Raw genomic sequence first — 23,618 nt, 5'->3', positions numbered from 1 at the left:
TTCTTGTACTCAGCCCCGCAAACGACGCTTGATACGGGCGAGCATCGCGGACATGCCGCGCAGACGAAGGGGACTGACCGCTTCCGCGAGACCGAGCGCCGAGTAGAAATCGTCGGGAACCGCAAGAATCGCGTCCGCGCTCTGACCGTCGAGGCCCTGCGCCAGGATGGAGGCAAAGCCACGAGTGGTCGGGGCTTCTGCGGGCGCGCTGAAATACAGCCGGACCTTGTCACGATCGGCATCGTCCACCGAAAGGAACAGCGGCGACTGACATTCCGGAACTGGTTCCATGGCGTCTTGTTCGAGCTCGGCGGGTAGCGGCGGCAACTCGCGACTGAACTCGAGAAGGAGAGTGAGCTTGTCGGAGGTGCCGACGGCTGCGAAGTCGTCGACTATCTCCGCCAGTGGCTCAGGTAATTCGCTCATGCCGATGCTCCGGCGGGAACGTCTCCGGGTTCTTCGCCGACAGCGATCGGAACGCGCACGGCATTGCCCCACTCGGTCCACGAACCGTCGTAGTTGCGGACGTCGGGGTACCCGAGGAGGTGTGTGAGGACAAACCACGTGTGGCTCGAGCGCTCACCGATACGGCAGTACGCAACGATCTTGTCTTCGCGCGACAGGTCACCGTAGATCTCGTCGAGTTCTGCGCGCGTGCGGAAACGGCTGTCAGGGGCGGCGGCCTTGGCCCACGGAATGCTCCGGGCGCTGGGGATGTGACCTCCGCGCAGCGCGCCTTCCTCTGGGTAATCGGGCATGTGGGTGCGCTCGCCGGTGTACTCCTGCGGTGACCGCACGTCGATCAGCGGTCCGCCGCCGAGATGCGCCAGGACGTCGTCCTTGAAGGCGCGGATGGGAGCGTCGTTACGCGCGGTCACCGGGTAACCGGTGGACGTGGCAAACGGGACGTCGAACGAGGTGTCGCGGTTCTCCGCAATCCACGCGTCGCGGCCGCCGTCGAGCAGACGGACGTCCTCGTGTCCGAACAGGGTGAACACCCACAGAGCGTATGCCGCCCACCAGTTGCTCTTGTCGCCGTAGATGACAACGGTGTCGTCGCGGCTGATGCCCTTGCGGTTCATCAGGTCGGCAAAGGCCTCGCCGTCGATGTAATCGCGGGTGACCCGATCGTTGAGGTCGAGGTGCCAGTCGATCTTGACGGCACCGGGGATGTGCCCGATGTCGTACAGCAGAACGTCCTCGTCGGATTCGACCACCTTCAGTCCCGGCGCACCGATATTCGCCGACAGCCATTCAGTAGAGACCAACCGGTCGGGATTACTGAACTCGGCAAACGCGGGTAAAGGATCGGGGGCAACGGGCACGGGTGGCTCCTGTAAGGCGAATCGATCGGGTCGATAGACGGACTCCAACGATTCTAGGCGCTCCCCGCGTGGGAGTCGCTCGAATGCGTGCGAGGGCTCCCGCTCCCGCTGCCCCGAACCAGGTCGGGCTAGATCAGCGGTGTTCCTGCTCCGATCGCCGAATCCCTCAATTGTTCGGTCAGACTTCCGATCGGCGTCACGCCGCGCTTGCAGATGTCATGGAGTATCCGGTCCAGTTCGGTGAGGAAGTTCACCATCGTGACGTTCGCTACGTCGGTGTCCGGGAACCTCGATCGCAGTGACAAGCCGCGGTTTGTCCGTGAAATCCAGAACTGTGCGTCGTCGGCCACGGTGACGTTGCTGATGTGGTGAGCGTTGAGTTCGTCGTGATCGTCGGTGCCTGGAAGCCTGCGGTAGTCGATGTACGAGACCATGAAGACATCAGTGCGAGTGCGACGGATCTTCTCGCCCAACGCATCACGAACTTGTGCCATCGTGAGACCTTCGAGTGTCAGTGCCACCCGGAACGACGCGTGCGTATGTGCCAGCGACGCCCCGAAATCACCGTCCGGGGTGACCCGCACGGTGATCGGCGCGCTCGTGGTGAGCCACCCGATTGCGTCCGCCCAGCGGGGGTCCTTACGGATGTGCAACGGAAACTGCAGTGGCAGTGTGGATTTCCCGGTAGTTGATTCCGTGGTCATTCCCATCGCCGTGAGAACTCCGGTGAAGACACTGCCACCTGCCGCGGTGCAGATCGAGTCGAATTCCGCTGTCCGTTCGGCATCGAGGAGAACCCGCACGTCCGCTCCTTGCGGCGCCGGATGTCCGGCCTCCACACCGAGATCGAGGGGGAAACTCGGCGACGTGCCGCCACAGATTTCGTAGAACCGCTCCCACTCTCGCAAGCGGGGATCGTTCTCGATGGGAACGAGCCCGTCGGCTTCCAGTTCGCAGTAGCGCACGAAGCTGCCCGGATCACCCAGGTGGCTCATCACGTCGGCAACAGCACTCGCGTCGTCGAGCGCGGGGAGCGCGTTCAAGCCCTCGTAGATCTGACGGAGCTCACCGAGTGCGATGACCAGTGAATAGCCGTCCACCAATGTGTGGTCGAATGCGCTCAGGACTGTGTAGTGCTCGGCGCGCTCCACCGTCGCGAAGGTGTACGCGGGGAACGTCAAGGGATCGCAGACCTCGGTGAACCGCTTCTTGAGATGGCTGCGCAGTTCCGCAGTGGTGGCCGTGGTCATCGGTTCCGACGTGACGATAGTTGCGGTCGCATGGTCCAGATCCATCCGAACCGCACCGAACTCGCCGACCTCGAAGCCGGTGTGCAACGTGTCGTGGCGACTGATGAACAGTCGCAGAGCCAGATCCAGTGCCGGACGGTTCAATTGGCCGGGGAGATCGAAAGCTGCTGCCATCCAGACGCTTCGGCCGACGCCATGGGTGCGCGCCGTCTCGAGGTGGAAATGCTGATTGTAGGACGGCGGAATCGCGGATTCGGTGACAGCGTCGTCAGCCGGCTGCAGCGACCATTCGGTGACGACGCCGGGTTCGAGGCCGTAACGGTCGATCGATGTCACATGCATCAGGCGACACCCGACGCGCGTGAAATCGAGTAATCACCCTGGGTGGCAACAGTTGTGATGACGTTCGCCAGGTGCTTCGCGAAACGGGTGACCGACTCGTGCGCGGTCGGTGTGTCGGGATGGGAAATCGCCATCCAGGTACCGGTCTGCACCCGATTGATCCACATGGAGGCGATCTGCGTTTCCTTACCGCCGACAATGCCGGTGGCATTGGTCTCGACGTAGGTTTCCGATCCAGGCGTGCGGCGGCCGTCGATGTAGGAGACGATGGGGGGCGGCGTCAATGTCTTCGTAATTCCGGTCGACGCTCCCGCTTCACCCATGGCGGCGAGCACGACGTCGATCACTTGTTGCACCGATACGTGCAGGAGTGACTTGCCCCGGTGATACGCCTGCTGGCCGATCTCGGCCAATTGCGTGAACGTCTGTTGCTCCCCGATGTCGATTCCGACCGGAATGAGATTGACGTACCAACCTTGGGAGAACGTGTCGGCTTCTGATCGAGTGCTGACCGGCGAGAGCGCGATGAACTTGTCGCGGCCGGCCAATTCGAATTCGGTAATAGCGAGCGCAGTGAAAATTCCACCGATGAAATTCGATCCGTTCTCCTTGCAGACGGCCCCGAATTTCTCGCATTCGATATCGTCGGCCAATTCGAACCGCGATCCGATCGCGGGTTTCGGGGTGTCCTCGGCACCGAGCGGCAAGGCAAATCCCGGGAACGACCCACCGCTGCGCATGAGGTAGCCGAGCCACTCGTGAACCTCGGGAGATTCCATGGTCAAGGTCGCGGAGAGTTCCTGCTCGGCTCGACCCAGCTGGGCGTAACTACCCGCAGCTGGAAGCTCGATGTCGGTTCCGGTCGTTTCGGCGGCGTAGCACGCGCGCAGCTCCGCGTACGTCAGCACCATCGAATACATGTCGGTGTGCGCATGATCGATCGCGTGGAAGAGTGTGAAGCCGGGTGATTGGGGCGAGAGGTGCTCCACCGCGCCGAAGACAAACGCGGGCCAACCCAATCCGCTGGTCTCGGTGGCAAACTTTCGCTCGACCAGAGCGCGGACGTCCTCCGGGTCGCTCAGCTCCTGGCCTTCTCGGTATGTGAGATCGATGGTTTCCGGCGGCACCACATGGCGTCGCACCGGAAAGTTCGGGTCGCTCGGATCGGCCATCGCAGCGTCGAACGAGAACCAACTGTGCAGAGTGTCGTGCCGGCGGACGTACTTCGTCAGCGCACGCGTCATCGCCGCGCGGTCGAGCGGGCCGTCGAAATCGAAGGCGATGCCGATCCACGGCGATTGGGGATCACCGTTCTCAGCAGCGATCCGCGCACGTCGGAAGTGACGGTCCTGCATCGTTGTAGGAGGTAGATCCCGATTGATCTCTGCTCCGGCAGCGCTCGCGGCGCAGGCATCCGTGACCCCCCATTCGACCACCCTTCCGGGTTGTGGACGCCAATGGGTGATCAGATTCAGATCCATCGAGTAGGGCTCCTGCGCATGTCGTAAGAGAAGGTCCGTCCTGGAACTGGACAGACGATGAACTATCGCATTCGGGAGAACGGATTGTCTGTTCTTCCCTGTTCTAAACCGATAATGATTACAACCACACCTACCGGACATTGTGGTCATCTCCATAGTGACGTATCCAGAATGCCGTCATATGGACAGGGTGGCAACAACCTCGTCTAGTGTGGCCGGGTGCTTCCCACTACCCGTGATCGGTCGTCCACCCCGTCGTCACTGACGCCGTGGCTCGGCCTCGCGACCAGCCTCGCCGCGGCATTCATGCAGTTGCTCGATGCAACGATCGTGAACGTGGCATTGCCCAGCATCGCCGTCGATCTGGGCGCCGGTGTCTCCGCACAGCTGCTGATGGTGAGTGTGTACGTCCTGGCATTTGCCTGTTCCCTCATTACCGCAGCGCGTCTGGGCGACCTGTGGGGGCGTCGTGCGGTGTTCCTGACCGCATTGTCGGTGTTCGTGGTCGCGTCATTGCTCTGTGGACTGGCGCAGAGTGCCACGATGCTCATTGTCTGTCGTGGTTTGCAGGGTCTTGCGGCAGGCTCGATGTCCGCGCAGACGTTTGCGATCATCTCGGGATTGTTTCCGAAATCCCGTCATCCACGGGTGTTCGGGATCTACGGAGCAACTATCGGTCTGGCGACGGTCAGTGGCCCGCTGATCGGCGGACTGCTGATCGAATGGAATCTCTTCGACTGGGGTTGGCGGCTGATTTTCTTCGTCAATATCCCGATCGGCATCGCCGCACTGATCGTGGGCTACTTCCATCTTGCCGACGCCAAGGCGGATTCTGTTCGTTCGCTCGATCTGGTGGGCGCGCTGCTGTCGTCCGTCGCGCTCTTCTTGCTCATCTTCCCCCTGGCCGAGGGTCGCGCCCGCGGGTGGCCCACCCCGCTCGTCGTGATGATCGCGGCGTCGGTTCCGATCGCAGTGGCGTTTGTCCTCTACGAATATCGATTGGGAAAACACGGCGGCGATCCCGTTCTGCGCCTCGAACTCTTTCGAGACCGAGCATTTGCCGTCGGCGCAGCCCTGGCCTTCGTGTTCTTCGGCACTTTGACGTCATTGATCTTCACGATCAGCCTGACGCTGCAGTTCGGGTTCGGGTTCTCCCCACTTCGTGCCGGCGTCATGACGTTGCCATGGGCAGTGGGAATGGGGGTGGCGGCGGTGCTCTCGTCGGCGGTATACCGGCTGCTCGGCAACCGCGTACTCATTGTGGGAATGGTGGTTTTTGCCGGATCACTACTGACGCTCTCGACGATTCTCGAAAAGGTGGGGACCGATCCGTCCTGGCTTTCCCTGGCCGGGCCGCTGCTGATCGGCGGCGCCGGACTCGGTCTGTTCGTCGCGCCGTTGCAGACGGCCATTCTTGCTTCGGTGCGGCCACAACACGCAGGTTCGGTGTCTGGCCTGCTGCCCACCGTGCAACAGGTGGGGAGCTCGATCGGGCTGGCGCTGATCGGAGTTGTGTTCTTTTCGCTCGTCGCCGGCAATGCGCCCGCCGCGGTGCAAGGGGAGCGCGAGAACTACGTCGCGACGCTCGAGGCTGCCGGCCTGAACGAAGGTATCCGCGACATTGCCGAGAAGACCTTTGTCGATTGTGCGACAAGCCAACTCGAATCCGGCTCGCCGATGACGGTGGCGCCGGAATGCAGTTCGAAAGGTTCCGCAGTCGCAGCGAGTGGCCCCGCTCAGATGGCCGTCACGGCAGCGTATGCGTCCACCAGATCAGCGGCGGGAGAAGCCTTTCTGCAGGCCCAGCGCAGCGTGCTGACGATCATTTCCGTCATCGCGCTGGCAATTGCACTTGCATCGCTGGGGCTGCCGAAGGTCAATATTCTGGTGATGGAAGATCAGAAGACGCTCTGAGTGCGCCACAGATCGGAGACGGAGACACCTACGCGCTCCAAAAGGGTTCGCACCAAAGGTAATCCGATACCGATCACACTCGACGGGTCGCCCTCGATCTTCTCGACGAACCATCCACCAAGGCTGTCCAGCGTGAAAGCGCCTGCAACCTGCAGGGGTTCGCCCGTGGCGAGATAGGCCTCGAGATCTTCGGTGGACGGATTCGCGAAATGCACCACCGTGGCGCTGTGATCGGACGCGACGCGCACTATTTGGCCTTCGATCACCCGCATTACACAATGACCGGTGAGCAGAGTGGCACTACGGCCCGCCATCGCGGCCCACCGACGCCGCGCAACTTCGACACTGCCCGGCTTTCCGTGCAGCTCACCATCGATCAGAAGCATCGAATCACAGCCGACGACAACAACATCGGTCAAACCGTCTGCCGCCAGGCCGGGAACGATCTCCGCGGCCTTTGCCTCGGCCAGCACCGTGACCACCTTCTGCGGGGCCGCACCCGGTCCGAGTTCACCCGCGATCTTGTCTTCGTCGACACCGGAAACACGTACAACAGGCAAAACCCCGGCCGCCCGCAAAACTGCGAGGCGTGCCGGGGATGCCGAAGCCAGAACTAGTTGAGTCACACAAGCAGGCTAGATCAGGTGCGCTACCCGAACGGGTTCAGGTACGTCGTCCGAACGGGTTCAGGTACGAGTACGGCGAGAACGGCGCACGCGTGCGATGGAACTGCGTCGGATCTCCCCAGGTTTCGCTCGGGAGCGACTCGGCCGGAGCCGAACCACCCGATGCAGCGGCAAGGACGCTGACCAGCGCGGCAATCTCGACGTCGGTGGGCGAACCCTTGACGATCTTGATGACCGACGCATCCGAAACCGGGGTTTCGGCCTTTTCGGTCACCGCGGAGTCAGCGACGGCGCCGTCGACATCGGCACCGTTGACGGACGAAGTCGCCACAACTGTGACCTCTTCCGTCGTGATGTCCTCGGTAACTGTGCTCATAGGGGAATGTTCCCATGCTTCTTGGGCGGAAGGGAAACGGACTTGCGCTCGAGCAGACGCAGAGCGGCAACGATCTGACCGCGGGTGTGCGACGGCGGGATCACAGCGTCGACGTATCCACGCTCGGCCGCTACGTACGGGTTGACGAGGGTGTCCTCGTACTCGTTCTGCAGCTTCAAGCGCAATGCGTCGACGTCGTCACCGTTCTTCGCGGCTTCGAGAAGCTGCTTGCGGTAGACGAATCCGACGGCTCCCGATGCGCCCATGACGGCGATCTGTGCAGTCGGCCAGGCCAGGTTGAGGTCGGCGCCCATGTGCTTGGAGCCCATGACGTCGTACGCTCCGCCGTATGCCTTGCGGGTGATGACGGTGATCTTGCCCACAGTGGCCTCGCCGTACGCGTACAGCAACTTCGCGCCGCGGCGGATGATGCCGTTGTACTCCTGCTCGGTACCCGGGAGGAAGCCGGGAACGTCGACGAGGGTGATGATAGGGACGTTGAACGCGTCGCAGGTGCGGACGAAGCGCGCAGCCTTCTCGGACGCGTCGATGTCGAGGCAACCGGCGAACTGCATCGGCTGGTTGGCGACGATACCGACGCTGCGGCCGTCGACGCGGCCGAAGCCGACGATGATGTTCATCGCACGCTCGGCCTGGACCTCGAGGAACTCGTCGTCGTCGAGGATGCGGCGGATGACCTCGTGCATGTCGTACGGCTGGTTCGCCGAATCCGGGATGAGGGTGTCGAGTTCGATGTCCTCGGCGGTGAGGCTCTCCTCGATGGAACCGACGATCGGATCGGTGATCTCGCCGCGCGGTGCTGCTGCCTGGTTGTTGGACGGCAGGTAGCTCAGCAGGTCCTTGACGTAGTCGAGGGCATCCTGCTCGCCGGACGCGACGTAGTGCGCGACACCGGACTTGACCATGTGGGTGCGTGCGCCGCCCAGGTCTTCCATGGTGACGTCTTCGCCGGTGACGGTCTTGATGACGTCGGGGCCGGTGACGAACATCTGCGAGGTCTCGTCGACCATCACGACGAAGTCCGTCAGCGCGGGGGAGTACACGTGGCCACCGGCGGCGGGGCCCATGATCAGGGAGATCTGTGGGATGACACCGGACGCCTGAACGTTGCGGTGGAAGATCTCGCCGTACAGGCCGAGCGAGACGACGCCTTCCTGGATGCGGGCTCCTGCGCCTTCGTTGATGCCGACCAGCGGGCGGCCGGTACGGATCGCGAGGTCCATGACCTTGACGATCTTCTCGCCGTAGATTTCGCCGAGCGATCCACCGAAGACGGTGGCGTCCTGGCTGAAGACGCAGACGTCGCGGCCGTCGATGGTGCCGTAACCGGTGACGACGCCGTCGCCGACGGGACGGTTCTCGGCCAGGCCGAAGTTCACCGAGCGGTGACGGGCCAGGGCGTCGAGTTCGACGAACGAACCCTCGTCGAGAAGGGCGGTGATGCGCTCACGGGCGGTCAGCTTGCCTTTGGCATGCACTTTGTCGATGGCGGCTTCGCCACTCGGTGCTTGCGCCTGCGCTTGCCGGATCCGCAGATCCGCGAGCTTTCCCGCGGTCGTATGGATATCGGGTGCGGTCGCCGCCTCCGGCGCGTTGGGCTCTTGGACAGTGGTCATGAGTCGTGAGCTTAACGAGCCTACTCGGGCCGGTTCGAAGGCAGGTCCGATTGTTGCGGTTTCGTCCGCCTAAGCTACTGACCAGTACATTTTGCTCGTCGCCTTAGGCTGGGACTATGTGGACTGATCTGAACCGACCACCCCTCGATCAAGCGTCGCTGCGACGCGCACTCGTGCGCAGTGACGGCGGTAGCGATGCACGTGCGTTCTGGAACCGGCTCGACGTCGTCGAGAGCACCGGGTCGACCAACGCGGACCTCTTGGCACGCGCGTCGGATCCGGGCGCCGATCGTCATGTGCTGATCGCCGAACATCAGGAAAGCGCGCGCGGGCGACACGCGCGCACGTGGGTTAGTCCCGCGCAGGCACAGATATCGATGTCGGTTCTGCTGGGGATGCCCGGACTGAACCTCGCCGACATGGGTTGGCTGCCGCTGCTCACCGGAATCGCTGTCGTCGACGCATTGCGCACGGTGGCCGAGGTGCCCGCAGAACTGAAGTGGCCCAACGACGTTCTGATCGGTGACAAGAAAGTGGCCGGCATTCTCGCCGAGGTCGCGCGGACCACCCCGGAACCCGCGGTGGTCGTGGGAATCGGATTGAACGTGAGTCTGGGCGCCGAGGAACTGCCGGTGCCGACGGCCACGTCGCTCCTTCTCGAAAACGCGGAAACCGTTGACCGGGACACGTTGGTGCGGGCACTGGCACGGGAACTGGCGAGGCAGTTCCGCGGCTGGGAGAACTCCGGGTGGGATACCGGGGCGCTGGCAGCCGAATATCGCGAGCGCTGCGGAACTCTCGGCAAACGGGTACGTGCTGTCCTGCCGGGGGACAAGGAAGTTTTCGGCACGGCGACGGACATCGACACCTCCGGTCGCGTGGTCATCGAGATCGAGGGAAGTGGTGGCGAGACGTTTGCCGTTGCCGCCGGTGACATCACGCATCTGCGGGCGGCGCCGATCACGGACTAGAAAAACAGCGAGTCGTGTCCGTTTTTGACCGCTCGGGTGCTATTTTTCGGTCATGACCACACCGATCGTGCTTCCGACCGAATCAGAAATGGCAGAAAGCGCCCGGCGCGTTCTGACCGGCATGACTGTGCTCCTCGGCCTCCTGACGCTCGGCCTCGGTATTGCGGTTCTCGTATGGCCGGACGCCACACTGTTTGTCGTCGCGGTAGTGATCGCCATCCAGCTGTTCGCGTTCGGCATCGTGCAGATCATCCGTTCCTTCGCCGACGTCACCGCGAGCGGCGGCACTCGCACGCTCGTCGCGATCTCGGGCGCGCTTGCAGTGCTCCTCGGATTCCTCGTCCTGCGCAGCCCGCTGCAGACCGTGGTGCTGATCGCCCTGGTGATCGGTGCCTGGTGGGTGTTCCGCGGTGTACTCGACATCATCGCCGCGGCGTCCGGTGGCACTGCGGATCGTGGCCTGTCGATCGTGCTCGGTGTCATCAGCATCGTGGCCGGCGCGGTTGTGCTGCTGCAGCCTGAGTTGTCCCTCGAGGTCTTCCGGATCGTCGTCGGTGTCTGGATGGTGCTGTACGGCATCGTTATCGTCATCACGCCGTTCGTATTGCGCAAGCTCGCCCAGCCTTAATCTGTCCGAGGTAGATGGCACACTTCCCGTCATGGGATATCCGGAAGATGCGCTCGCCCAGGACGAGGAACTGATCCTGCATCGGCATCCACACTGGAAGATGCTGGTGGTTCCAGCGCTCACGTTTGTCCTGGCGACGGCCGTGGCAGGGTTTTTGCTCGGCGTGACACAGAAGCAGGTCGACGGGACAGCGCGTACCGTGCTGTCGATCGTGATCGGCGTCGCCTGGTTCGGCGTTGTCGCCTGGCGATCGGTGGCGCCGTTCACCGTCTGGAAGTTCACGCATTTCATCGTCACCGATCGACGGGTCCTGATTCGGCAAGGTGTGTTGACCCACACCGGAATTGACATCCCGATGGGCCGGATCAGCAACGTCCAGTTCCGGCACGGCCCGGTCGACCGGCTTCTCAAGACCGGCACGCTCGTGATCGCGTCGGCCAGTGACGATCCGCTCGAATTCGACGACATCCCGGACGTGGAGCACGTGCATTCGCTGCTCTATCACCAGGTTTTCGATTCCACGCAGCAACAGCACGAGCGAAACCGCCCCGAGGATCAGGGCGAAGATGACGGAAACGCTTGGTAATCACCGCGCAAAGGCTCGCTGTCCGTACGCTGTCCCTGTGACTGCCGTATTGCTAGCCGAAGACGACGAGGCCATTGCCGCACCACTTGCCCGAGCATTGGGGCGGGAGGGGTACACGGTCACAGTGGAACAGACCGGTCCCGCCGCACTGCAGCAGGCGCTCGAAGGTGACTTCGATCTGCTGATCCTCGATTTGGGGCTGCCCGGTATGGACGGGCTCGAGGTGTGCCGACAGATTCGCGCTCATCGGACGACTCTGGCCGTGCTGATGCTGACCGCCCGTACCGACGAGGTCGATTTTGTCGTCGGTCTCGACGCCGGCGCCGACGATTACGTGGGCAAGCCCTTCCGGTTGGCCGAACTGATGGCCCGGGTGCGCGCGCTCCTGCGTCGACACGGCAGTCGTGAGGACAGCATCGTCGAGGTCGGCGGTATCCGCCTGGAACCGGCCGCGCGGCGTGTCCTCGTCAACGGATCCGAGATCGCCTTGGCGAACAAGGAATACGAACTTCTGCGGGTGCTCCTCGAACACGCTGGTGAAGTCGTCTCCCGCGACGCGATCCTGCGTGAGGTCTGGGGGGACGTCGAGTTGCGCGGCTCGAAGACGTTGGACATGCACATGTCCTGGCTACGCCGGAAGATCGGCGACGAGGGCCCTGCGGTCGAACGTCGAATTGCCACTGTGCGCGGCGTCGGCTTCCGCATCAACACGGACTAGTTCGCTCGATGCGTCGGCGCATTCTCCAGTCGATTCTCGGGGTCGTCATCCTCACCGCGTTGTTGCTGGGTGTTCCGCTCATCTACACGGCTTGGTTGTGGGTCGAAGACGTGAGCCGCAACGATTTGCGGGTGCGACTCGATCGCATGGCCACCGAGGTGATCGCCCAGGAAGGTTCTCTCGGCGTTGTCGACGGAGCCCTCAATACCGACGCACTCCGATTGCTCACCCCGAACGACGCTCGACTTGTTGTCGTGTACCCGACCCCGTCGGACGGGGCCGCTCGCGTCGACATCGGCGAAGCGGTAGTGAAAAATCCGCTGGTCGAGTCGTTGGCAATGGGATCGTCCGGGTCACTGCGCCTCGAAGTGCCGTCGGAGAGATTGCGCACGCAGCAGAAGCAGGCAGTTGGGGCGGTCGGAGTTTTGGTTCTCGTCGCGATCACCACCGGAGCCGTCGTCGCGGTGGTCACGGCACGTCGACTAGCCGGGCCACTGCAGGACGTTGCCGAACGGGCGGCGAGGTTGGCAGAAGGTGATTTCCGGCCGGACCCACGACGCCACGACATTCCCGAACTCGACCGAGTGTCCGATGTCCTCGATGCAGCGACTGTCGAGATTGCCGGCCGACTGCAGCGTGAGCGAGCGCTGGTCGCGGACGTCTCGCACCAACTGCGTAGCCGACTCACCGCAGTGCGGCTGCGTCTGGACGAGTTGTCGGTGCACAGCGACCCTGATGTCGTTCACGAAGCTGAAGAAGCCATGGCCCAGGTTGATCGGCTGACGGAGGGAATCGACGAGTTGGTGCGGTCCTCGCGCAGCAGCGGTTCCGCAGCCACAACAGTCTCCGTGGTCAGCGAACTCGAAGGCGTCTGCGGGGATTGGCGGCCGCAGTTCGAGGATGCCGGACGAGCGCTCCGCTTGACCGGCGACCGCGGCGTGACAGCGTCGACAACAGGCTCTCGCCTGCGCGAAGCCGTGTCCGTTCTGGTGGACAATGCTTTTGCCCACGGCGACGGAACCTGCACGGTATCCGTTCGATTGATCGACGGAGCTCCCAAGCGCGAAGCGATGGTCTGTATCGAGGTGACCGACGAAGGCGGCGGGGTCGACAACAATCTCGCTCCGCACATTTTCGATCGAGGCTTCTCCGGGGCCGGTTCCACCGGCGTCGGGTTGGCGCTGGCGCGGGCGCTGATCGAAGCGGACGGCGGTCGGCTCGAGCTACAACGTCGAACGCCGGCACTGTTTGCGGTGTTCCTGCCGGTGGCGTCCGAAAAGCCGGTCGACGTCGGCACGCTGCGCGAACCGCGGTGACGTGAAGCGCGAATATCGCTGCGTCAGGCTTGGTCGAGTTCTTCTTCGGTGTGGTCATCGCTGACGATCTCGGCATTCTCTTCCGGGAATACGAATTTACGGAAGGACCAGAAGCGGAACACCATCTGCAGGAGATTGCCGATGATATAGGCGCTGATGAAGTCGGCGATATTCTCCGTCGTCAAGCTGACTTCGGGAACGCGCAGGTTGAAGACGTAACTCGAGATGTACAGCGGAATGAAGCTGATCACCACGCCGATCGCGCTGATGAAGAAGAACAGCGCTGCCTCGTGGGCAGGTTCGCGTCCGCCACGATTCTTGAACGACCACTCACGATTGAGGATGTACGACGCGATCACCGCGATAACGCCGGCGATGATCTTGGCGGTGATCGGCTTGGATTCGAGGATCGAGAGCTTGAGTGTGTAGAAGATGCCCGAGTCGATCAGGAAGGTGGTTCCGCCGACGATCGCGAACTTGATCAGCTCGCTGTGGCGCAGGGCAATGTCTCGGAACGGCTGGGGTATGCGGGCGATTACCCCGTCGACAAATGACACAACAGATGAGTTTACGAAAGAAAACCACGCCGTCATGGTTTTGTTCGGAAATCATCAGCAGAATCACAGACAGGGTCGGCGCTACGAAGCGCCCGCCCCGGCGCATGACTACATCCGGCGCATGACAACATAGATAGCCGTGACCGGCAATAACGACGCAGTTCAGTCCTCCCCCCGCCCGACCACCGCGCGACCGGCGAACAAGGCCATGCCTGTCGTCACCATGATCGGTGGTGGACAGCTCGCGCGCATGACTCACCAGGCAGCCGTTGCCCTCGGCCAGACGCTCCGGGTGCTGTCCGGAACGGCCGGTGAGCCGGCCGCACAGGTCAGCCCCGATGTTGTTCTCGGCAGCCACGACGACTTGGACGCGCTGCGCCGCGCCGCCGTCGGATCCACTGCGCTCACATTCGATCACGAGCAGGTTCCGACCGAACATCTCGAGGTGCTGGTGGCCGAGGGTGTCAACGTGCAGCCGCCGCCGCAGGCACTGATCTTCGCTCAGGACAAACTGCTGATGCGTCGTAAATTGGCAGAACTGGGCGCACCGGTGCCCGCGTACGCCGAGGTGACGTGGGCCGAGGACGTCGTACGTTTCGGCGCCGAGCACGGCTGGCCGGTTGTCATCAAGGCAACGCGCGGTGGATACGACGGCCGTGGTGTGTGGATCACCGACGACTCCGACGAAGCCGAGGCGATCGTCACCGAGCAGTTGGACAAGGGTGTTCCGCTGATCGTCGAGGAAATGGTGTCGATGCGCCGCGAACTGTCGGCGATGGTGGCGCGGTCACCGTTCGGTCAGGGTGCGTCGTGGCCTGTCGTGGAGACCGTGCAGCGACACGGCCAGTGCGCCGTTGTCATCGCGCCGGCTCCAGATCTGCCCGGTGCCGTTGCGGCAGAAGCGGAACAGCTTGCGTTGCGGATCGCGTCGGAGCTCGGGGTTGTCGGTGCGATGGCCATGGAACTGTTCGAGACGACCGACGGCCGTCTTGTAGTCAACGAATTGGCGATGCGCCCGCACAACTCGGGTCACTGGACCATGGACGGTGCCCGGACGTCGCAGTTCGAGCAGCACTTGCGCGCCGTTCTCGACTACCCGCTCGGCGATACGTCGCCGATTGCTCCGGTCACGGTGATGGCCAATGTTCTCGGTGCTCCCGAAGCTCCCGAGATGAGCATGGACGAGCGTGTCCACCACCTCTTCGCCCGGATGCCCGACGCCAAGATTCACCTGTACGGCAAGGGTGAGCGCAAGGACCGCAAGATCGGCCACGTGAACATCGTGGGCGGGGCAGGCTCGATCGACGACCCGAATTACGTTGCCGCAGTTCGGGAACGGGCTGAGCGGGCAGCGCACTGGCTTTCGTATGCAGTATGGACCGACGGATGGGATGTACACGGTGAGTGAGAGCATGAGCGCACAGGTCGGCCTGATCATGGGCAGCGACTCCGATTGGCCGACGATGGAAGCCGCAGCCGAAGCGCTCGCAGAGTTCGGAATTCGCTTCGAGGTCGGTGTGGTCTCGGCGCACCGCACCCCTCAGCGCATGCTCGACTACGCGAAGGACGCTGCCGGCCGCGGCATCAAGGTCATCATCGCCGGCGCAGGCGGAGCGGCGCACCTGCCCGGGATGGTCGCCTCGGCAACGCCGTTGCCGGTCATCGGTGTACCGGTTCCGCTCAAGTACCTCGACGGTATGGACTCGTTGCTGTCCATCGTCCAGATGCCTGCCGGCGTTCCGGTCGCGACAGTGTCGATCGGTGGAGCCCGCAACGCCGGTCTGCTCGCCGCCCGCATCCTCGGTGCCTCGGATCCCGCGCTGCAGGCGGCCATGGTGGCATTCCAGGAAAGCCTCGAGACCATGGTGCTCGAGAAGGACAAGGCGCTGCGCGAAAAGCTGCTGGGCTGAGAAGCTGCGTAGCTGAGATTTTTCATGCGTGAACGACGCGGCCTGCCGCTGACCCTGATCCGAGCTAGTCGGGGCAGCGCGCAGGCCGCGTTCGTGACGCAGGTGGCGGTGCTCTATGCCCGAGTGCTGGGCGCGCGCATCACCTTCGACGACGAGTTCGGAATTTTTGTCGCCTCCGGGATGCGGCGCGGATTTGCCCGCGGCGGAACAACTCTCGGTGGTGTGTATCTGACCCGCCGGAACATTACTCGGGCAGTGCTGCGTCACGAGGCGATTCATGCCGACCAATGGGCCAGGCACGGACTGGCATTCGGGCCGAAGTACCTGCGCGAGGAACTGCGCCACCCGGGCGTGCGAAACAAGTTCGAGATCGAAGCCGGGTTGGCAGACGGCGGTTACCGCGTCTGAGTAGCGCTACTGTGGGCGGCATGGCCCGTTTTCCGACTAGTGAACGATTTGTGCGCTGGACTACGGAACACGCGCGCGGCATCGACATCACCCTGGCTTGCGCGGTCGCCTTGCTGAGCCTGGTCACCGCCGCCACAGCCGGAGTCTGGGCTGTGATCGTCTCGCTCGGCATGAGCGTCCCGTTGGCGTGGCGACGGTCCCGCCCCGAGCTGTCCGGCATGCTGATTGCCGGCTTCGCGGTACTGCACGTTCTTGTCATCGGAAACACTCTGCTCGGCTGCGCGATAGCCGTTCCGATCTCGCTGTACGCCCTCGCCGCATACGGCGCGCGGTGGAGTAGTTTCACCGGACTGGGGATCGCCTTACTCGGGTCGATCGCGGCGGAGTTCCGATACTTCGGCTACGACGGCATTTCGTTCTCCGCGCAAGTGTTTCAAGCGGTGGGCCTGATGATCTTCATGCTTGCGGTCTGGGCATTCGGAGACTTGCGGCGCGTGCGAACCAAACAACTCGAAGGTCTGACCGAACGCGCGCGACTGCTCGAACTCGAGCGAGCGCAGGAAGCCGAGATCGCCACTATCAGTGAGCGTTCGCGGATCGCCCGTGAGATGCACGACATCGTTGCCCACTCGCTCACCGTGGTGATTGCCCAGGCGGACGGCGGTCGATACAGCGCGGCTAAGGATCCGCAGGCAGCGGTTCAGGCGTTGGAAACCATCGCGTCGACGGGGCGGGCGGCATTGACCGACATGCGTGCGCTTCTCTCGGTGCTCCGCGAAGATCGCCCGCGAGATTTTGCGGTGATTCCCGGCGCCGGCGGTATCGACGCTCTGCTGGGGGACCTGCGCCGCAGTGGACTTGATGTCACCGCGTCCGTGGCCGGAGAACCACGCGATCTGTCAGCCGGTGCCGGTCTGACCGCGTATCGCATCGTGCAGGAATCGCTGACCAACGTACTCAAGCACGCCGGACCCGGTGCCCACGCGGGCGTCGAGATCACCTGGACCGATACCGAACTCGTACTTCGCATCGCCGACGACGGACGCGGTGGTAGTGCTGCGCTTGTCGAATCCTCACCCGGTGGACAAGGCTTGATCGGGATGTCGGAACGCGCGCGGCTGCACGGCGGGACGATTACCGCCGGCCCCCAGGCAGGCGGCGGATACGCCGTGCATGCGGTGTTGCCGTACGAGAGGACCTAGGGTGTCATCCATGGACAACCCGGTGACTCCGATTGCAGTGGCTCTTGTCGACGATCAGCAATTGGTTCGAGCGGGTTTCCGGATGGTGATCGACTCACAACCCGACCTCGAAGTGGTGGTCGAGGCGTCCGACGGGCAGCAGGGCCTGAACCAGCTGGCAACTCGTCGGGTGGATGTCGTGCTCATGGACGTCCAGATGCCGAACATGGACGGGATCGAAGCAACGCGGCGGTTGCTGACTACGGCGGATGCCCCAAAGGTTGTGGTGCTCACCACATTCGACAACGACGAGTACGTGATGTCGGCCATCAGGGCAGGTGCCAGCGGATTCCTGCTCAAGGACGTGCCGCCGGAGCAGTTGCTCGACGCCATTCGCACGGTGCACCGCGGCGACGCCGTCATCGAGGCGCGGGCAACGCGGCGTCTGCTCCAGCATGTCGGGCCACTCCTCGAAGGCTCAGCCCCCGAGGCGGCGTTACCCGGCGATCTCACACCCCGGGAGATCGAAGTTCTCGAGGCCATGGCGTACGGGCTGTCGAACTCGGAAATTGCCGCCAAGTTCCACGTTTCCGAAACGACCGTGAAAACTCATGTGGGACGGGTTCTTTCGAAAACCAAATCCCGCGATCGGGTGCAGGCAGTTGTCTTCGCGTTCCAGATCGGACTGGTGCGCCGTGCTGACCTGTTGAGTGCTGATACGTAAACTTGGTACTGCAGGGCTTCGTACTGCTGAAGACTGATCCGGTGTCCTCCTGTGGGAGGATACGGCGAGCCCGAAATCGGTCCGCGCTCCGACGCGCCAGCCCCCGGTGCTCCCATAGCGTCGTAGACATGAATCAGCATAGGAACAGCGCGCCTGCAATCACGGCGCGCGGTGTCACCAAGGTCTACGGCACCGGCGACACCGCTGTCCACGCATTGGGCGGCATCGACGTGGATTTCGGCCGCGGAATGTTCACGGCGATCATGGGTCCGTCCGGCTCCGGAAAATCGACGCTCATGCATTGCCTGGCCGGTCTCGACACGGTGACAGGTGGGCAGGTCTACCTCGGAGACACGGAGATCACCAAGCTCGGCGACACCGAGCTCACCGAATTGCGCCGCGAGCGAATCGGTTTCGTATTTCAGGCCTTCAACTTGCTGCCGGTGCTGACGGCCCGCGCAAATATGGTGCTTCCGATGAAGTTGGCCGGCAGTGAACCCGAACCGGCGTGGATGGACCAAGTGGTCAAAACCCTCGGACTGTCCCAGCGACTCGACCACCTTCCGCACGAGCTGTCCGGCGGGCAGCAGCAGCGCGTTGCGGTGGCACGCGCATTGTTGCCACAACCGGACGTAATTTTTGCCGACGAGCCCACCGGTAATCTGGATTCACGTTCCGGTACAGAGGTTCTCGGTTTGCTCCGCACCGCTGTCCGGGAGAGTGGTCAGACCGTGGTCATGGTCACTCATGATCCGGTTGCGGCGTCGTACGCCGACCGAGTGGTGCTGATTGCGGACGGTCGTACGGCCGGAGAGATCTCCGGCCCCACCGTTGATTCGGTGATGGCCGCGATGCGCGGACTCGGGGCAGACGATCTGGGTAACGCCGGCTCGAGCAACGCCCCGCAACCGATCGGTGTCTACCGATGAGGGCACTGGCTTTTGCTCAGGCCCGGGCACATGCGGGCCGGTACGTCGCGTCGATCCTTGCCGTGGTGATCGCCGTCGGGTACATCGTCGCGACGTTGACGTTGAGTTCGACGGTGACCGCCAGTGTGCGGACATCGCTTGCTGCGCAATATAATACGACGGATGCGGTTGCGTCGGGTCCGGATGTGAACCTCGGGGCCTTGCGTAGCGTGCCGGGTGTGTCGGCAGTGGCCGAGGACGTCGCGGGATACGTCCGGGTCGATTCCGCGGAGCAAGGCGTGTCTTACGGCGATGTGCTGTCGGTTTCCGACAGCCCGCAGCTGCGTTGGCAGAGTCTCGCCCAAGGAGAGTGGCCGACCTCGCCGGGACAGGTTCTCGTGAGTGCTGATTCAGGGATTCCCCTCGGGGCCGAGATCATTGTAACTGCGGCGAATTCGGGGGAGAGCGCAGCAGATCCGAGTGCTCGGGTTGTCGGGTTTGTCGATCTGAGTGGGTCGGCGCAACGACTCGGCGGCACCAAAGTGTTTGCCACACCGGAGCAGGCTGCGACGTGGGCGGGTGACTCCGCCACCCGTGAGTTCCGCATCGTCGGTGACGGTTCGGTGACGCCTGACCAACTTGTGGAGCGGGTGGCGCACGCGCTGCCGGCGGACTCGACCGTTGTCAGTGCGGAATCCGCCACCGACGCCGCGGCAGCCGAGTACCTCGGCGGCACGGACATTCTCAGCACCGTGCTGCTGGCCTTCGGCGCGGTTGCGGTAGTGGTTGCGGCACTGGTCATCGCCAACACGTTTGCGGTCCTGCTGGCGGCCCGAACGCAGGAGCTCGCGTTGCTGCGGTGTGTTGGTGCGACCGCCACACAGGTTCGTCGCAGCATTCGGACCGAGGCTGCCGCAGTTGGTGTGATCGCATCGATCCTCGGAGTGGGACTGGGCATCGGATTGGCGGCCACGATCGGTGCGGTGGCCACTGCTGCGGACGTACCGGTACCGCTGTCGACTCTGACCGTCACACCGGTGACCCTGTTGGTCGGACTGGTGGTCGGCATCGTGATGACGATGGTTGCAGCGTCGGCACCCGGCCGTGCGGCAACCCGGTTGTCGCCCTTGGCGGCCCTGGTACCGATGGAGTCGAAGCCCGAACACGTGGCAGCCTCGGTGATTCGGGTTGCCTTCGGCATCGTTGCACTACTCGGCGGTATCGCGGCGACAGTAATGGGTGTGATCGGGCAGCAGGTGATGGTGGCAACAGTCGGCGGCTTGCTCTCGTTTGTCGGCATCGCGGCCCTGGCAGGTCGGATCGTGCCTGCGTTGATCACAGCGGCCGGTGGTGTCCTCGGGCGGATGATCGGCTCGGTGGGCGAACTCGCAGCGGGCAACGCCGGCCGGAATCCGCGTCGAACCTCTGCGACAGCACTGGCTTTGCTGATCGGAGTGGCATTGACGAGCACCATGGCGGTGGGTATCGCCACGGTGAAAGACGCTGCGCCGGTGGCGATGGACAACCAGTTTCCGGTAGATGTCATGGTGAGCAGTTCCGGATCCGCGTCACTGCCGGAGGCTCTGGGTACCGACATCGGCGCGATAGCAGGAGTCCGTGCCGTCAGCGGCCTGGTAAATGCAGATCTGATGCTCGACGGGCACGGGTCTCTGCAGGGGTACGGGGTGGATGCGGCGCAGGTGAAAGACGTTCTGCGTACCGATATTTCAGTTCCGGCTCCCGGCCAACTCGTGCTATCGCCAGCCGACCTGACCGACTACGGACTTGGCGGCGGCGATACCGTCACGCTGCGCGGAGATCGTGGACCATTCACCGTGAGTGTGATCGAGGGTGTGAAAGGGCAACCCGCACTGGTGGATCGAGCAGACCTAGCGGCGGCGTCCACCCCGACCATCGACGGTTACTGGGTCAGACTGGGCACCTCCACGGACGAAGAGGCGCTCGCCGTCACCGACCGCATTACCGAACTCGCGCGGCAGATCGCGCCGGGTAGCGACGTTCAAGGTATGACAGAGATGCGTTCGGCGATCGATTCGATCCTCGACACCATGCTGATGGTGGTTGCGGGCCTGCTGTCGGTTGCCATCCTGATCGCGCTGATCGGCGTCGGGAACACCCTGGCGCTCTCCGTTCTCGAGCGGCGCCGCGAATCCGGACTGCTGCGCGCACTCGGACTGACCAGGAAGGGAATTCGAGCGATGCTGATCTGGGAAGCGCTGTTGGTCGCGGGAGTCGCGTCGGTGATCGGTGTTGTATTCGGTCTGGTGTTCGGAGTCGCGGGAACGGCGTCTGTTTTCGGGCTTGGCGACGTGTCGCTCGGCGCCGTGCCCTGGGCGCAGTTGGTGGCCATCACCTTGATCGGCGGCGTGGCCGGAGTGATCGCCTCACTCCTGCCTGCCCGCCGAGCCGGGATGGTCTCACCCGTCAGCGCACTGTCGAGTTGAGCCTGCCTGGTCAAGTGCGGTCAGAACTGCTTCGTGACCTTCTCGGTGCCCACTCGGCGCGCGGTAGCATCCGCGTCCGGGTGGGCTACCTGCACGAGCGACGCGCCGGCGGCCAGCACCGACAGCAGTCCGCCGATCAGTTCTTCAGCCGAATCCCACGACGCGCTGGAGAGCACACGATCCGACGACGCGAGTTCGCGGGCGGCGGCGGATTCCGTTGCCGCGCGCACGGTTTCCGCAACCGATCGGCCTTCCAGGGCCGCTCCGGCGCCCGCGGCGCGGAACTGATCGCCATGCACTCGGATGGACGTCGCGTAGTCGGCAACCCCGATCGGCAGATCGCTCAGGCCCTTGCCGAATGCGTCGAGGGACAGCGCCGCGACCTCAGGGACGTCGGCGACGTCATCGAGTCGATCCGCCGTCACGAAAGCAAGTTCGGCGTCGGACTCGGGGGAGAGGACAACCTCGCACCCGGCCCACCACACACCGAGTAGGACGGCAACGCTCTGCCAGTGGGCCGGCAGCAGCACCGCAACTTTTGCTCCTGGCTCGAGAGCAAACTCGTCGCGCACCATGTTTGCGGTCTTGGCAGCCCAATTCATCAGGGTGCTTGCCGACAACTCGATGCGCTCGCCGCTCGCATCGTCGTAGTACGTGACCCGTGGTCCGGCAGGGTCGGCCGCGAGGATCGGTCCGAGGAGTGCGTCGGTCAGATTGTCGGCAGATGAAGGCATCCGCTCAGTTTACGCAGAGTATTAATTCACACAGCGGGGTCCGCTGGATGCGGCGTCGATCGGCGGTCCGGCGGGAGCGGGAGTCGGACTGGTCTCGGTTGTGCTCGCCGAGTCCGGTGTCCCGGAAGCTGAAGTCGAGCCGGAATCCGTTGGTGACACGGAATCGGCGGACGTCGGACCGGAGTAGTCCGAGGCGAGAACAACCCGAACGGTGTTCGAGGGCAACGACGAATCCGCTTTTACGGTCAAGCCGCCCAATGCGTCGGCGACGGCAAGGGCTGCGTCGTCGTCCTTGGACTTCGCAAAGACCGTTGACTCGGATACGTCTGCACCGGTGTTGTTTCCGACTTCGCCTTCCCGGTAGCCGAGTGCGCTCAGTGCTTCGGAGACTCCGCTCGCGAGTCCGCCGATATCGCTGGCGTTAGCTACGTCGACGGTAAATTTCGAGGCATCGACGGTAGGCGCCGCCGAGGTGGTTTCTTCTTCCTCGACCTCTGCGCCGACGAGGTTCGCGATGTACTTCTTCACCTCTTTCGGATCGACCTTGACGATCGACTCGCCGTAGTCGGTCATACCGTTGATGTCGAGTACCGGGATGGTTTCGAACTGAACCTTGCCGCCCGCCAAATTTTGCAGTTGCTTCGCGAATTCGATGATGTCCCAGTCGTCGTCGATCACCACCGAGCGTGACACGGCGTTGGTCAACGAACTGAGCTTGCCGGGATCGCTGAGTGTTTTTGCGCTGAGGACCTGGCTGACAAGGGAAGCCATGAACACTTGCTGACGCACGATGCGGTCGAGGTCGCCGCGGGGAAGATCGTGACGTTGCCGGACGAAGCTGAGGGCGTTCGATCCGTCGAGAGTCTGTTGGCCGGCCGGAAAATTGGCGCCGGAGAGAGGCTCGTTCACGGCCGCGTTGAGGCATACGTCGACGCCGCCCACAGCATTGGTGAGCAGAACGAATCCGAGCAGGCCGACCTCGGCGTAGTGGTCGACGGTGATTCCGGTCAGATTCGCGACGGATTCGATGAGTGCTTCGCGGCCCGCTTCAGTGGATTTGCGGTCCGACTCCGATTCGCTTGCTCCGTTGTTGACCAGCCGCAGACGCTCGGTCTCCTTGGTTGCTCCGAAGGCTCCGTTGATCTTCGACATGCCGATGCCGGGAACATTGACGTACGCGTCGCGGGGAATGGAGATCGCGGTGGCGGAACTGCCGTCGTTGGGAACGCGGATCAAGATGATCGTGTCGGTGTTGGACGCAACTTCCTCACCGGCCCGTAGCGAATCCAGCTCGCTTTGGCTCAGGGGATTTCCGTGCGCATCCGTTCGGCTGTCGGTTCCCACCATGAGGATGTCGATGGCGCCGTCCTTGCCGCCGCCCAAGCCGAGTCCGCTGGCGGTGGCCAGGGAATTGCGCAGTGAGTCCACTCCGCGCCAGGCAAAGCCGGTAACCAGTAACACCAGGACCGACACGACGGCGACGGCGATCCGGCCTGGGCTGGTCTTTGCTCGACTAGGCGCAGGCTGCGGACGCACGCGGCGTTGTGGTTGCTGGTGTGAC

Annotated in this window: 23 protein-coding genes; 13 read left to right on the top strand and 10 right to left on the bottom strand. The window is 63.4% G+C overall.

Annotated elements, in window-relative coordinates; all coding sequences use genetic code 11:
- Positions 1–9: 9 nt before the first annotated feature.
- The 4 genes from C7T36_RS02910 to C7T36_RS02895 all read right to left on the bottom strand — a co-directional run bounded on the left by C7T36_RS02910 (position 10) and on the right by C7T36_RS02895 (position 4,398).
- Positions 10–426, bottom strand: a complete 417-nt coding sequence (locus tag C7T36_RS02910; protein WP_033231228.1) for a SufE family protein — start codon at positions 424–426, stop codon at positions 10–12.
- Positions 423–1,325 carry a sulfurtransferase gene (locus C7T36_RS02905; RefSeq protein WP_045070622.1) on the bottom strand — a complete coding sequence of 301 codons (903 nt, stop codon included), beginning with the start codon at positions 1,323–1,325 and terminating at the stop codon, positions 423–425. Before C7T36_RS02905 ends, C7T36_RS02910 begins: the two co-directional genes overlap by 4 nt.
- A 128-nt stretch (positions 1,326–1,453) precedes the next feature.
- Positions 1,454–2,917 (bottom strand): condensation domain-containing protein, encoded by a 1,464-nt coding sequence (locus C7T36_RS02900; RefSeq protein WP_045070621.1) that lies wholly within the window; start codon positions 2,915–2,917, stop codon positions 1,454–1,456.
- A complete protein-coding gene (locus C7T36_RS02895; RefSeq protein WP_033231225.1) occupies positions 2,917–4,398 on the bottom strand; it encodes a condensation domain-containing protein in 1,482 nt (493 codons plus the stop codon). Before C7T36_RS02895 ends, C7T36_RS02900 begins: the two co-directional genes overlap by 1 nt.
- Positions 4,399–4,617: 219 nt before the next feature.
- Here C7T36_RS02895 and C7T36_RS02890 point away from each other — a divergent pair, with 219 nt between their 5' ends.
- The gene (locus tag C7T36_RS02890) at positions 4,618–6,312 is read left to right on the top strand and encodes a DHA2 family efflux MFS transporter permease subunit (RefSeq protein WP_045070619.1); all 1,695 of its coding nucleotides are present in this window, start codon (positions 4,618–4,620) and stop codon (positions 6,310–6,312) included.
- Here the strand turns inward: C7T36_RS02890 and C7T36_RS02885 are convergent.
- The 3 genes from C7T36_RS02885 to C7T36_RS02875 are packed head-to-tail and all read right to left on the bottom strand — an operon-like array spanning position 6,297 to position 8,951.
- Complete coding sequence (locus C7T36_RS02885; protein ID WP_033231224.1) at positions 6,297–6,938, bottom strand: nucleoside triphosphate pyrophosphatase; 642 nt, start codon at positions 6,936–6,938, stop codon at positions 6,297–6,299. The genes C7T36_RS02890 and C7T36_RS02885 overlap by 16 nt on opposite strands.
- Positions 6,939–6,975: 37 nt before the next feature.
- Positions 6,976–7,314 carry an acyl-CoA carboxylase epsilon subunit gene (locus tag C7T36_RS02880; protein ID WP_033231223.1) on the bottom strand — a complete coding sequence of 113 codons (339 nt, stop codon included), beginning with the start codon at positions 7,312–7,314 and terminating at the stop codon, positions 6,976–6,978.
- Positions 7,311–8,951, bottom strand: a complete 1,641-nt coding sequence (locus tag C7T36_RS02875) for an acyl-CoA carboxylase subunit beta (protein ID WP_033231222.1) — start codon at positions 8,949–8,951, stop codon at positions 7,311–7,313. The genes C7T36_RS02880 and C7T36_RS02875 overlap by 4 nt, the downstream gene beginning before the upstream one ends.
- Positions 8,952–9,067: 116 nt before the next feature.
- Here C7T36_RS02875 and C7T36_RS02870 point away from each other — a divergent pair, with 116 nt between their 5' ends.
- From C7T36_RS02870 to C7T36_RS02850, 5 genes are read left to right on the top strand one after another with little or no spacing between them, the layout of a single operon-like run.
- Positions 9,068–9,922 (top strand): biotin--[acetyl-CoA-carboxylase] ligase, encoded by an 855-nt coding sequence (locus C7T36_RS02870; RefSeq protein WP_033231221.1) that lies wholly within the window; start codon positions 9,068–9,070, stop codon positions 9,920–9,922.
- A 52-nt stretch (positions 9,923–9,974) separates the two neighbouring features.
- Positions 9,975–10,550 carry an HdeD family acid-resistance protein gene (locus C7T36_RS02865; RefSeq protein ID WP_033231220.1) on the top strand — a complete coding sequence of 192 codons (576 nt, stop codon included), beginning with the start codon at positions 9,975–9,977 and terminating at the stop codon, positions 10,548–10,550.
- 31 nt (positions 10,551–10,581) lie between these two features.
- The gene (locus C7T36_RS02860; RefSeq protein ID WP_033231219.1) at positions 10,582–11,136 is read left to right on the top strand and encodes a PH domain-containing protein; all 555 of its coding nucleotides are present in this window, start codon (positions 10,582–10,584) and stop codon (positions 11,134–11,136) included.
- 37 nt (positions 11,137–11,173) lie between these two features.
- On the top strand, positions 11,174–11,854 hold the full coding sequence (locus C7T36_RS02855) for a response regulator transcription factor (RefSeq protein ID WP_033231510.1): 681 nt from the start codon (positions 11,174–11,176) through the stop codon (positions 11,852–11,854).
- 8 nt (positions 11,855–11,862) lie between these two features.
- On the top strand, positions 11,863–13,170 hold the full coding sequence (locus C7T36_RS02850; RefSeq protein WP_033231218.1) for a HAMP domain-containing sensor histidine kinase: 1,308 nt from the start codon (positions 11,863–11,865) through the stop codon (positions 13,168–13,170).
- Positions 13,171–13,193: 23 nt separating this feature from the next.
- Here the strand turns inward: C7T36_RS02850 and C7T36_RS02845 are convergent, their stop codons facing one another.
- Complete coding sequence (locus C7T36_RS02845) at positions 13,194–13,727, bottom strand: GtrA family protein (RefSeq protein WP_033231509.1); 534 nt, start codon at positions 13,725–13,727, stop codon at positions 13,194–13,196.
- A 139-nt stretch (positions 13,728–13,866) separates the two neighbouring features.
- Between C7T36_RS02845 and C7T36_RS02840 the strand changes: the two genes are divergently transcribed.
- The 7 genes from C7T36_RS02840 to C7T36_RS02810 all read left to right on the top strand — a co-directional run bounded on the left by C7T36_RS02840 (position 13,867) and on the right by C7T36_RS02810 (position 21,323).
- Complete coding sequence (locus tag C7T36_RS02840; RefSeq protein WP_033231217.1) at positions 13,867–15,135, top strand: 5-(carboxyamino)imidazole ribonucleotide synthase; 1,269 nt, start codon at positions 13,867–13,869, stop codon at positions 15,133–15,135.
- Entirely contained in the window at positions 15,119–15,637 is a 519-nt protein-coding gene (gene purE / locus C7T36_RS02835) for a 5-(carboxyamino)imidazole ribonucleotide mutase (protein ID WP_045070614.1), read from the top strand. Before C7T36_RS02840 ends, purE begins: the two co-directional genes overlap by 17 nt.
- A 24-nt stretch (positions 15,638–15,661) precedes the next feature.
- Positions 15,662–16,045 carry a hypothetical protein gene (locus tag C7T36_RS02830; RefSeq protein ID WP_045070612.1) on the top strand — a complete coding sequence of 128 codons (384 nt, stop codon included), beginning with the start codon at positions 15,662–15,664 and terminating at the stop codon, positions 16,043–16,045.
- Positions 16,046–16,065: 20 nt separating this feature from the next.
- Positions 16,066–17,247 carry a sensor histidine kinase gene (locus tag C7T36_RS02825; protein ID WP_045071163.1) on the top strand — a complete coding sequence of 394 codons (1,182 nt, stop codon included), beginning with the start codon at positions 16,066–16,068 and terminating at the stop codon, positions 17,245–17,247.
- 10 nt (positions 17,248–17,257) lie between these two features.
- Positions 17,258–17,950, top strand: a complete 693-nt coding sequence (locus C7T36_RS02820) for a response regulator transcription factor (protein ID WP_033231507.1) — start codon at positions 17,258–17,260, stop codon at positions 17,948–17,950.
- A 128-nt stretch (positions 17,951–18,078) separates the two neighbouring features.
- Positions 18,079–18,879: an ABC transporter ATP-binding protein gene (locus tag C7T36_RS02815; RefSeq protein ID WP_045070610.1), complete on the top strand. Its 801-nt coding sequence runs from the start codon at positions 18,079–18,081 to the stop codon at positions 18,877–18,879.
- Positions 18,876–21,323, top strand: a complete 2,448-nt coding sequence (locus tag C7T36_RS02810) for an ABC transporter permease (RefSeq protein ID WP_045070608.1) — start codon at positions 18,876–18,878, stop codon at positions 21,321–21,323. The genes C7T36_RS02815 and C7T36_RS02810 overlap by 4 nt, the downstream gene beginning before the upstream one ends.
- 20 nt (positions 21,324–21,343) lie before the next feature.
- Here the strand turns inward: C7T36_RS02810 and C7T36_RS02805 are convergent, their stop codons facing one another.
- Entirely contained in the window at positions 21,344–22,057 is a 714-nt protein-coding gene (locus tag C7T36_RS02805) for a TIGR03089 family protein (protein ID WP_045070605.1), read from the bottom strand.
- Between the two features lie 21 nt (positions 22,058–22,078).
- The gene (locus C7T36_RS02800; protein ID WP_045070602.1) at positions 22,079–23,593 is read right to left on the bottom strand and encodes an LCP family protein; all 1,515 of its coding nucleotides are present in this window, start codon (positions 23,591–23,593) and stop codon (positions 22,079–22,081) included.
- Positions 23,594–23,618 lie beyond the last annotated feature (25 nt).

Source organism: Rhodococcus sp. AD45-ID (genome assembly GCF_003023755.1).
GTDB lineage: Bacteria > Actinomycetota > Actinomycetes > Mycobacteriales > Mycobacteriaceae > Rhodococcus_F > Rhodococcus_F globerula.
This window is presented reverse-complemented; position numbering and strand designations above follow the sequence as displayed.